Here is an 11077-nt window from a genome sequence, read left to right as displayed (position 1 = left end):
AGAGCGCGGAAAGCGCTCTCTCGCGGGCTTTCCCAACCGCAGCCGCATCATGACAGCGCCTGGCTCGAATGGCTGCCTTGCGCTGCGGCACGATGCCGCCCCGCTTTTTCATCACGTGTACTGATGGCCGTCAGTGACATCGTCACCGCTGCGATCGCTGCGCCATCCACCGGAGTCGGCGGCGCCCGCATTCCGCTGCTCCGCGAAATCATCTATCGATAGCGGGTTCCATCGCTCGGGGGCGACCGATGTCGCTGTTTCGTCTCTACACGCGCGTGCTCGAGCTGCTCGGCAAAGAGCGCCGGCTCGGCTGGACGCTGGCCTTCGCCAATCTGGCGCTCGCCACCGCCCAATTCGCCGAGCCCGTTCTGTTCGGACGGATCATCGACGTGATGTCCGGCAACCTCGCCACCGGCGCGCTGGTGCCGGAGGCGCGCTCGCCGTGGCCGCTGCTCGCCGCCTGGGTCGGCTTCGGCCTGTTCACGATCTTCTGCTCGGCGGCGGTCTCGCTGCACGCCGACCGGCTGGCGCATCGCCAGCGCCAGGCGGTGCTGACCAGCTATTTCGAGCACATCCTGCAACTGCCGACGACATTCCACACCGGCACGCATTCCGGGCGGCTGATCAAGGTGATGCTGCAGGGCACCGATGCGCTGTGGCGGGTGTGGCTCGGCTTCTTCCGCGAACACTTTGCCGCGCTGCTCTCGCTGCTCGTGCTGTTGCCACTGTCGCTGTACATCAACTGGCGGCTGGCGCTGCTGCTGTTCGGGCTGTGCGGGGTGTTCACGGTGCTGACCACGCTGGTGGTGCGCAAGACCTACGGCATGCAGAGCGAGGTTGAGGCGCAATACAGCGATCTGTCGGCCCGCGCCTCCGATGCGCTCGGCAACGTCGCGCTGGTGCAGAGCTATGTGCGGATCGACGCCGAAGTGCAGGGCCTGCGTTTTGTCGCCGACAAGCTGCTGGCGGCGCAGATGCCTGTGCTGTCGTGGTGGGCGCTGGTGACGGTAATCACCCGCGCCTCGACCACGATCACGGTGCTGGCGATCTTCGCGCTCGGCATCGTCCTCAATCAGCAGGGCCTCACCAGCGTCGGCGAGATCGTGATGTTCGTCTCGTTCGCGACTCTGCTGATTCAGCGGCTGGAACAGGTGGTGAGTTTCGTCAACAGCCTGATGATGGAAGCGCCGCGGCTGCAGGAGTTCGTCGACGTGCTCGACGCGGTGCCGGCGGTCCGCGACCGGCCCAATGCGATCGATCCTGGCCGGTTGTCCGGGCTGGTCGAATTCCAGGATGTGTCGTTCTCCTATGACGGCAAGCGGCCGGCGATCGAGGATTTGTCGTTCACCGCGCTGCCGGGGCAGACCATCGCGCTGGTCGGCGCCACCGGCGCCGGCAAGTCGACCGCGATCGCGCTGCTGCATCGCGCGTTCGATCCGCAGTCGGGCACGGTCAAGATCGACGGCATGGATATCCGCGGCCTGACGCTGTCGGGGCTCAGACGCAACATCGGCGTGGTGTTTCAGGAAGCACTGCTGTTCGACCGCTCGATCGCGGACAATCTGCGGGTCGGCAAGCCGGACGCCACCGACGCCGAATTGCGGCTGGCCGCCGAGCGCGCGCAGGCGCTGGATTTCATCGAGCGCAGCGGTCTCGGCTTCAATACCGCCGCAGGCGAGCGCGGCCGCATGTTGTCCGGCGGCGAACGGCAGCGGTTGTCGATCGCCCGCGCGCTGCTGAAGGATCCGCCGATCCTGATCCTCGACGAGGCGACCTCGGCGCTCGACGCCGTGACCGAAGCCAAGGTCAATCTCGCTCTCGATGAGGTGATGCGAGGTCGCACCACCTTCGTGATCGCGCACCGGCTCTCGACCATCCGCCACGCCACCCGCATCCTCGTGTTCGAGAGCGGACGCGTGATCGAAAGCGGAACATTCGACGAATTGGTGGCGCAGCGCGGACACTTCGCGGAACTCGCGCGGGCGCAGTTCATGGTCCAGGAGGACGCGCGGGCCACAGTTGCGGCTGGCGCGGATGACACCGTCAGGCTCTGAGCACGGTCGAATTTCGGCCCCTTTCCTCACCGAATACCCATGCGCGCTCTATTCGACGAGCCCAAGCCGGTATAGGGTCGGGTCTGCTGGGCCAACGCCTGAACCCGAACGTCAACCCGTAAAGACCTCGTCCGCACCGGACGGATCTCAAAGGACCGGAATCGGATCGTGCAATTTTTCACCGCGCAGCCTCGCAGCCCTTCGCTGTTCTGGATCACCCTCACCGCCCTGCTGATGCTGACGGCTCTGCCGCGGATCGCCTCGGCGGAAGCACTGCTGCTGGTCGAGGCCGATACCGGCAAGGTGCTGCAGGCGGAGAACGCCACCTATCCGTGGTATCCCGCTTCGGTCACCAAGATCATGACGGCCTACGTCACGCTGAAGGCAGTGAAGGAAGGCCGGCTGACGCTCGACTCGCTGCTGACCGTGTCGCCGGTCGCCGCAGCGCAGTCGCCGTCCAAGATGGGCTTCGCCCCCGGTACACAGATCACCGTCGACAATGCCCTAAAGATGATGATGGTGAAGTCGGCCAACGACATCGCCGTGGTGCTGGCCGAGGGCGTCGGCGGTTCGGTCGACGGCTTCTCGGAGATGATGAACGCGACCGCCCAACGGCTCGGCATGACGCAGACCCACTACGTCAATCCGAACGGACTTCCGGCCGAGGGCCAGGTCACCTCGGCGCGCGACCTGGCGATCCTGGCGCGCGCGATGTTGCGCGACCTGCCGGAATACGAGTACTTCGTACATATCCCGGCGATCCGATTCGGCAAGCGGGTGACCCACAATTTCAACAAGCTGATCGGCCGCTATCCCGGCGCCGACGGCTTCAAGACCGGCTTCATCTGCGCCTCGGGCTACAATCTGGTGGCCAGCGCCACCCGCAACGGGCGGCGCCTGATTGCGGTGGTGCTCGGCGCCAATTCCGGACAGGACCGCGCCGTCAAGGCGGCGCAACTGCTCGAGCGCGGCTTCTCGGCCAACACGCTGGCATGGCTGACGCCGTCGCTCGGCACCGTCGACAACCTCGCCCCGATCGACGCCACCCCGCCGAACCTTCGCGACGAGATGTGCGGCCCCAAGCGCAAGCGGCCGGCCAGTGACGAGGACGAACAGGTCGCCAGCGTCATCGCCAATGGCGACACGGTGCTGTCGATGTTTTCGCCGCCCGCGCTGCGCCCGGTCGACATGATCGCCGCCGCGCCCGCCCCGACCGAACCGGTCCAGGTTTACACCGGGCCGACCCGGACCGGCGCAGACCTGATCGCCGCCGCTGCCAGAGACGCCGAGCGCCAGGCAGCCGCCGGCAAGAAGACGACCGCCAGTAAGAAGAGCGCGAAGCGGAAAGACGCCCCCAAGGAAGCCGCCGCCGGGGAGAAGCAGAATGGCCGGACGACGGTAACGATCGATACCAGCAAGCCCAAGCCTGCTAACGCCAAGCCTGCTGCCGCCAATCCTGTTACCGCCAAGCCTGCTGCCGCCAAACCCGCCTCAGCCAAGCAGGCCACAACCAAGCCTGCCGGTAAGCCCGGAACGCCGGCCGCAACTGACAGGCCGGCCGCAACTGCGAAGCCCAAGGCGGCCGCCGCCAGCCCCGGGCCGAAAAGCGCGAGCGGCGAGGCCAAGCCCGGCACCTGACGGAGCCCGGTCCGTCGCGTCGACTACCCGTATTAACCCCGACCGTGCAACGGCTGCGTGCGGCGGCCCGTCAGCTTGCGTTCGGCCGCGGCTTCGCCCAATACTCGACCGGCAATCAACACGATTGAATTGCCGCACCTTTCGGCCAATTCGCCGAACCAGGGCGATGTGCGACAATCAATAACGCGGAGCGACGCGCTCCCGGCGATGTGAGGAAAAGACCATGGAGCGGATCTGGCTCAAGCACTACCCGCCGGGCGTGCCGGCGGACATCGACATGACGCAATACACGTCGCTGGTCCAGCTGCTCGAGGAGAGCTTCAGGGATTTCGGCGATCGCAAGGCGTTCATCTGCATGGACAAGGCGATCACCTATCGCGAGCTCGACGAGATGTCGGCCGCGCTCGGCGCCTATCTGCAGGGCAAGGGTCTGCAAAAGGGCGCCCGCGTCGCCCTGATGATGCCGAACGTGCTGCAATATCCGGTCGCGATCGCGGCGGTGCTGCGCGCCGGCTTCGCCGTCGTCAACGTCAACCCGCTGTACACGCCGCGCGAGCTCGAGCATCAGCTCAAGGACTCCGGCGCCGAAGCAATCATCGTGCTGGAGAACTTCGCCAGCACCGTCGAACAGGTACTCGCCCGGACCTCCGTCAAGCACGTCATCGTCGCCACCATGGGCGACATGCTCGGTTTCAAGGGCGTGATCGTCAATCTGGTGGTGCGCAAGATCAAGAAGATGGTGCCGGCCTTTTCGCTGCCCGGCGCGATCCCGTACAACGAGGCGGTCGCGGCGGGCCGTAGCCTGAAGCTCAGCAAACCGGCGCTCGGCCCCGACGATGTCGCCTTCCTGCAATACACCGGCGGCACCACCGGCGTTTCCAAGGGCGCGACGCTGCTCCATCGCAACGTCGTCGCCAACGTGCTGCAGAACGACGCCTGGCTGCAGCCGGCGCTGGCGAAGCCGCCGCATGTCGATCAGTTGTTCATCGTCTGCGCGCTGCCGCTGTACCACATCTTCGCGCTGACCGCCTGCTACCTGCTCGGCGTGCGCGCCGGCGGCGTCAATCTGCTGATTCCCAATCCGCGCGACATGCCGGGCTTCATCAAGGAACTGATGAAGTATCAGGTCAACAGCTTCCCGGCGGTCAACACGCTGTACAACGGCCTGCTGCATTCGCCCGGCTTCGACAAGGTCGACTTCTCCAAGCTGAAGATCTCCAACGGAGGCGGCATGGCGGTGCAGCGGCCCGTCGCCGAATCCTGGCTGAAGACGACCGGCTGCCCGATCGCCGAAGGCTACGGCCTGTCGGAGACCGCGCCGGTGCTGACCTGCAACCCCGCGACCGTCACCGAGTTCAACGGCACGATCGGCGTGCCGGTGCCGTCGACCTATCTGTCGATCCGCGACGACGAGGGCAAGGAAGTGCCGTTCGGCACCCCCGGCGAAATCTGCGCCATGGGACCGCAGGTGATGAGCGGCTACTGGAACCGGCCGGACGAAACCGCGCTGGTGATGACCGCCGACGGATATTTCCGCACCGGCGACGTCGGGGTGATGACCGAGGACGGTTTCACCAAGATCGTCGACCGCAAGAAGGACATGATCCTGGTGTCCGGCTTCAACGTCTACCCGAACGAAGTCGAGGAAGTGATCGCCAGCCATCCCGGCGTATTGGAATGCGCCGTGATCGGCGTGCCCGACAAACGCACCAGCGAGGCGGTCAAGGCGTTCATCGTCAAGAAGGACCCCGACCTCACCGCCGAGGACGTCATCAAGTTCTGTCACACCCAGCTCACCAACTACAAGGTGCCGCGGCAGATCGAATTCCGCACCACGCTGCCGAAGACCAATGTCGGCAAGATCCTCCGCCGCGAACTGCGCGACGAGAAGAAGAACCAGGCGGCGGCGTAAAGCCGAGCTGCTCTTCTCCGTTCACAGTCATTCCGGGGCGCGCGCAGCGCGAACCCGGAATCTCGAAGTGATTGGTGCCCATTTCAGATTCCGGGTTCGCTCGCTGCGCGAGCGCCCCGGAATGACGCGGGCACGTCTCTTCAATAACGCAGGCGTGAGGTGATCTGCGTCGGCCTTCGCCGCCGCGCCAGATTGTCAGTGCGCCGCCCGCAAGCTAGAACCGAACACCTTTTCAGGGAGAGACTGCAGATGACCATCAAGGTTGGCGACCGTTTGCCCGAGGCCACGTTCCGCGTCATGACCGCGGACGGCGTTCAGAGCAAAACCACCGACGACGTCTTCAAGGGCAAGAAGATCGCGCTGTTCGCCGTTCCCGGCGCTTACACCGGCACCTGCCACAAGATGCATCTGCCGAGCATCTTCCTCAACGCCTATGCGATCAAGGACAAGGGCGTCGACACCATCGCGATCGTCTCGGTCAACGACGCCTTCGTGATGAGCGCCTGGAAGCGCGACACCGACCAGCGCGACGAGGCGATCTTCCTCGCCGACGGCAACGCGGAATTCACCAAGGCGATCGGTATGGAAATGGACGGCTCCGGCTTCGGATTGGGCCTGCGCTCGCTGCGCTATTCGATGCTGATCGACGACGGCGTGGTGAAGACCCTCAACCTCGAGCCAAATCCCGGCAAGGTCGAAGTCTCGGGCGGCGATACGCTGCTGGGGCAGCTGTAACTCCGACTAGTCATCCTGAGGTGCGCGCGCTGTTGCGCGCGCCTCGAAGGATGGGCCGCTTGCACCCGTTTCCGCATCCTTCGAGGCTCACCCTTCGGGCTCGCACCTCAGGATGACGGCACCTTACTTCACTCGTGTCTTGAGCCTGTTCTCTGTCAGCCCGTCGCGCGCGAGTTGATCGGCGCGTTCGTTTTCGTCGTGGCCTGCGTGGCCTTTGACCCAGTGCCAGCGCACCTGATGGCTCTTCAGCGCGGCGTCGAGGCGCTGCCACAGGTCGACGTTCTTCACCGGCTTCTTGTCGGCGGTCTTCCAGCCGTTGCGCTTCCAGTTGTGAATCCAGCTGCCGATGCCGTTCTTCACGTACTGACTGTCGGTGTAGAGATCGACCGTGCACGGCCGCGTCAGCGCTTCCAGCGCCGAGATCGCCGCCAGCAGCTCCATCCGGTTGTTGGTGGTGTGGGCTTCGCCGCCTTTGAGTTCTTTTTCGGTGTCGCCGAATTTCAGGATCGCCCCCCACCCCCCGGGGCCGGGGTTGCCCGAACAGGCGCCGTCGGTGTGGATGATCACCGGCCTCGTCTCCGGCCCGCTCACGCCACCGCTCCCGCAGCTTCGACACCATAGTCGCGAATGCTGGCGACATTTTGCTGGAAGCGCAGCTTGCGGAAATATTCCAGCGGATCCTTCGGACGCACCAGCGCGCCTTCCGGCACGTCGAGGAAATCGACCAGCCGGGTCAGCAGGAAGCGCAGCGCCGCGCCGCGCGCCAGCAGCGGCAGCGCCGCCTGCTCGGCCTCGCTCAGCGGACGCGCGCGCTGATAGGCGGCGAGCAGCGCCCGCGCCTTGGTGACGTTGAAGGCGTGGTCCGGCTCGAAGCACCAGGCGTTCAGGCAGATCGCCACGTCGTAGGCGAGGATGTCGTTGCAGGAAAACGGGAAGTCGATCAGCCCCGACAATTGGTCGCCGATGAAGAAGACGTTGTCCGGAAACAGATCGGCGTGGATCACGCCGGTCGGCAGATGCCGCGGCCAGCGGCCCTCGAGGTGATCGAGCTCGGCGGCGATGAAATCGCGCAGGCCGGGCTGGATCTCGTCGGCGCGCGGCGCGGCGATCTCGAACAGCGGACGCCAGCCGCCGACCGACAGCGGATTGGCGCGGGTGTACGGAAAATCGAGGCCGGCGAGGTGCATTTTCGCCAGCGCCTCTCCGACGCCGGCGCAATGCACCGCGCTGGGACGGCGCGGCCAGACGCCTTCGAGGAAATTGATGATCACCGCCGGGCGGCCGGACAACGCGCCGCAGATCTCGCCGTCGCGGGTCTTCTCGGGCTGCGGGCAACTGACGCCGCGCGCGGCGAGATGCGCCATCAGCGCCAGGAAATACGGCAGATCCCCGGACGCGACGCGCTTCTCGTACAGCGTGAGAATGAAGCTGCCGCGCGTGGTGTGCAGCAGGAAGTTGGTATTCTCGACGCCTTCGGCGATGCCCTTGTAGGACAACAGATCGCCGATCTCGTAGGCTCTGAGGAAATCCGCGAGGTCGTCGGCGGCGACGTCGGTGTAGACCGCCATGGGGGGCGTCCCGGGTGGTGAGGAGTGATGGCGGCTTCCTAGACCAGCGCGCCCGGCAATGAAAGGGCGGCCCCCCGGGGCCGGCCCCTTCCCCACCGCTATTCGGCGGCGGCGTCCGGGCGCAGCACGCGCGGCAGCGGGAAGAACTCGTTCTCTTCCGCGGCCGAGACGGTCTCGACGCTGAGCTCGAAGCGCTCGGCGAAGGCGCCCATGATCTCCTCGACGATCACCTCCGGGGCGGAGGCCCCGGCGGTGAGGCCGAGGCTGGTGATGCCCTCGAACTGCGACCAGTCGATGTCGGCGGCGCGCTGCGCCAGCACCGACACCCGGCAGCCCTCGCGCTCGGCGACTTCGCGCAGCCGCTGCGAATTCGACGAATTCGGCGCGCCGACCACAATCATCGCGTCGACCACCGGCGCCACCTTCTTCACCGCCGCCTGGCGGTTGGTGGTGGCGTAGCAGATGTCTTCCTTGTGCGGCCCGGAGATGTTCGGGAAGCGCTGGCGCAGGATCGCCACGATGCCGGCGGTGTCGTCGATCGACAGCGTGGTCTGGGTGACGAACGCCAGATTGTCCGGATTCTTCGGGGTGAAGCTCGCGGCGTCGGCCGCGGTCTCGATCAGCGTCACCGCGCCGGCCGGGAGCTGGCCCAGCGTGCCGACCACCTCGGGATGGTGCGAATGGCCGATCAACAGGATCTCGCGGCCGCGCTTGAAATGGATCGCCGCCTCGCGGTGCACCTTGGTGACCAGCGGACAGGTGGCGTCGACCGAGAAGAAGTTCCGCGACAGCGCGTCCTCGGGTACCGATTTCGGCACGCCATGGGCGGAGAACACCACCGGGGCCCGCGTGTCGGGAATCTCACCGAGTTCCTCGACGAAAATCGCGCCCTTGGCGCGCAGGCTGTCGACGACGTATTTATTGTGGACGATCTCGTGCCGGACATAGACCGGGGCACCGTACAGCGCCAGCGCACGCTCGACGGTGTCGATCGCCCGCACCACGCCGGCGCAGAAGCCGCGCGGCGAGCAGAGGACGATCTTCAGGGGCGGTTTGGCCAGCATTTTTGAGCGATCCGGGAGGCTTGCCCGCACGCCGCGAACGGCGGCAATGGCCAACGCCCTGGGGCGTTGCGTGGGGTTCGTCTTGATCAAGGAATTGGGACGGCTTTGAGGCTCTGTCAAGGCGTCAAGCTGCTGCACTTTAGCAGGACCATTGCGCGGCAAGCCCCGAACGGCATATATATGCGGCAATTCCCCGTCATCGCCGATGACCCGCCTTGCCTCCGAAACCAGAGGGGCAAGGGACAAAGGAGATTTGCCATGAGCAACGCACCGCTGATGCCGAAGGCCACCGCCGTCTGGCTGCTCGACAACACGGCGTTGTCGTTCGACCAGGTCGCCGATTTCACCAAGATGCACCCGCTGGAGATCCAGGCGATCGCCGACGGCGACGCCGCCCAGGGCATCAAGGGGATGGACCCGATCTCGACCGGCCAGCTCACCCGCGACGAGATCGAGAAGGGCGAGAAGGACCCGGACCACCGCCTCAAGCTCGCCGAGAGCAAGGTCGTGCTGCCGCAGGCCAGCAAGAAGAAGGGCCCGCGCTACACCCCGGTGTCGCGCCGCCACGAGCGCCCGAGCGCGATCCTGTGGCTGGTGCGCAATCATCCGGAACTCAAGGACGCCCAGATCATGCGGCTGGTCGGCACCACCAAGACCACGATCGCCAGCGTGCGCGACCGCACCCATTGGAACGCCTCGACGCTGACGCCGATGGACCCGGTGACGCTCGGCCTGTGCTCGCAGATCGAGCTCGATTTCGAGGTGCAGCGCGCCGCCAAGGAGAAGCCGACCGACCAGGAATACGGCGGCGCCACGCTGCTGCCGGCCTCCGAGACCACCCGCAAGGACGCCGAATTCGAACCCGCCGGCTCCGGCCGCAGCGAAGACGACCTCAACCTCGACGCCGTGTTCGCCAAGCTCAAGACCATCGGCGGCAAGAAGGCCGAGGACGAAGACGAGGAATAAGGGACGCTCTCCTAACCTCTCCCCGCACTGCGGGGAGAGGTCGGAATTCGCGCACAGCGTGAATTCCGGGTGAGGGGCATGGCACGACGCGCGATCGCAACGCCACCCGCCGTCATCACCCGCGACACCACAACCGCCGACGCCCGCGACGCCTTCGACCGTCATCGCCCGCGAAGGCGGGCGACCCAGTATCCCAGAGCGCGCGTTGTTGAACGCGAAGCCTCTGGAATACTGGATCCTCCGCATGCGCGGAGGATGACGACTGAGTGCTCGGCCGCGGCCGTGCATCCTCATCGCTGTTCCAGGCCCGCACGCCCAACCCTGCTCAGCCATCCAACGCCGCAACGCGCCGCGCGCGCCTGATCTCCTCGTAGAGGGCGTCGATCACCGGCTGGTATCGATCATCGGCCGGGTCGCGCCAGGGCCGCACCGCGCAATCGCCGAAGGTGCGGCAGCCGCGTTCGCGGCGGCAGCGCCCCAGCTTGCAGCGCGCATACGCGCCGGCGCGATCGGCGAGCGCCCGCTGCACCGCCACCACCGCGACCGCGTAGTCCGCGTCGGACTGCGCCTCGGCGTCGTCCTCGGCCTCGTCGGCGGCAAGGAAGTCTTCGCCCCATGACAGGGGATCGTCCGGAGAAATCATGAATCGTCTCCTGCGGCTGAGCGGGACGCGCACGCGCGCAGGCGGCGGCGTTGCCCGCAAAATCATTTGCGTGAGTGGTGGGTTCAGGGGACCTCCCGGCGGCGCTCAGGCCGAGGGAGGCGGAGCGCCGAAAGGCGCAACCGTTTAGTCAGTGCCGCGACCGCTGGCACCGGCGCACCGGCGTCAGAGTCGCGGAACGCCTTTCGACGCTCCACCGTGGCGATTTTTGACCGAGGGCCGTGCTTCCGGGAACGCAGGGAGCTCGCGAGTTACCTCGCGTTCTGCTGCGCCCGTCCAGCCACGAAAGCGGCAGCCGCTCGTAGTAGCGGCGGACGGTACCCTCGGCTCCCCGGAGGCGCAGGGCAACGTCTGCCCCACGCCCGCAGGCGCCACACCCCGCCCCGCGACGACCAGCGTCCCGGCAACGCGCCCCTCGATGGGGCGGGATGGATAGGAATATATATCTATTTACTTAATTGTCAATCCTAGTCTATCGA

At 66.2% G+C, this 11077-nt stretch carries 9 protein-coding genes; 5 read left to right on the top strand and 4 right to left on the bottom strand.

What is annotated here, in order from left to right; translation table 11 throughout:
• Positions 1-248 precede the first annotated feature (248 nt).
• The 4 genes from SR870_RS23630 (at position 249) to SR870_RS23615 (ending at position 6339) form a co-directional block, all read left to right on the top strand.
• Complete coding sequence (locus tag SR870_RS23630) at positions 249-2054, top strand: glucan ABC transporter ATP-binding protein/ permease (RefSeq protein WP_322515924.1); 1806 nt, start codon at positions 249-251, stop codon at positions 2052-2054.
• Between the two features lie 168 nt (positions 2055-2222).
• A complete protein-coding gene (locus SR870_RS23625; RefSeq protein ID WP_322515923.1) occupies positions 2223-3692 on the top strand; it encodes a D-alanyl-D-alanine carboxypeptidase family protein in 1470 nt (489 codons plus the stop codon).
• A 223-nt stretch (positions 3693-3915) separates the two neighbouring features.
• A complete protein-coding gene (locus tag SR870_RS23620) occupies positions 3916-5604 on the top strand; it encodes a long-chain fatty acid--CoA ligase (RefSeq protein WP_322515922.1) in 1689 nt (562 codons plus the stop codon).
• Between the two features lie 249 nt (positions 5605-5853).
• Entirely contained in the window at positions 5854-6339 is a 486-nt protein-coding gene (locus SR870_RS23615; RefSeq protein WP_322515921.1) for a peroxiredoxin, read from the top strand.
• A 123-nt stretch (positions 6340-6462) separates the two neighbouring features.
• Here SR870_RS23615 and rnhA read toward each other — a convergent pair whose 3' ends face one another.
• From rnhA to ispH, 3 genes are all read right to left on the bottom strand, one after another.
• A complete protein-coding gene (gene rnhA / locus SR870_RS23610) occupies positions 6463-6930 on the bottom strand; it encodes a ribonuclease HI (RefSeq protein ID WP_322515920.1) in 468 nt (155 codons plus the stop codon).
• Positions 6927-7907, bottom strand: a complete 981-nt coding sequence (locus SR870_RS23605; RefSeq protein WP_322515919.1) for a homoserine kinase — start codon at positions 7905-7907, stop codon at positions 6927-6929. The genes rnhA and SR870_RS23605 overlap by 4 nt, the downstream gene beginning before the upstream one ends.
• 98 nt (positions 7908-8005) lie before the next feature.
• Complete coding sequence (ispH, locus tag SR870_RS23600; RefSeq protein WP_322515918.1) at positions 8006-8971, bottom strand: 4-hydroxy-3-methylbut-2-enyl diphosphate reductase; 966 nt, start codon at positions 8969-8971, stop codon at positions 8006-8008.
• 258 nt (positions 8972-9229) lie between these two features.
• Between ispH and SR870_RS23595 the strand changes: the two genes are divergently transcribed.
• Positions 9230-9937 carry a DUF1013 domain-containing protein gene (locus tag SR870_RS23595; protein ID WP_322515917.1) on the top strand — a complete coding sequence of 236 codons (708 nt, stop codon included), beginning with the start codon at positions 9230-9232 and terminating at the stop codon, positions 9935-9937.
• Between the two features lie 325 nt (positions 9938-10262).
• Here the strand turns inward: SR870_RS23595 and SR870_RS23590 are convergent, their stop codons facing one another.
• Positions 10263-10580 carry a hypothetical protein gene (locus SR870_RS23590; RefSeq protein WP_322515916.1) on the bottom strand — a complete coding sequence of 106 codons (318 nt, stop codon included), beginning with the start codon at positions 10578-10580 and terminating at the stop codon, positions 10263-10265.
• Positions 10581-11077: the final 497 nt, after the last annotated feature.

It is taken from the genome of Rhodopseudomonas palustris (genome assembly GCF_034479375.1).
In the GTDB taxonomy this organism is placed as follows: domain Bacteria; phylum Pseudomonadota; class Alphaproteobacteria; order Rhizobiales; family Xanthobacteraceae; genus Rhodopseudomonas; species Rhodopseudomonas palustris_M.
This window is presented reverse-complemented; position numbering and strand designations above follow the sequence as displayed.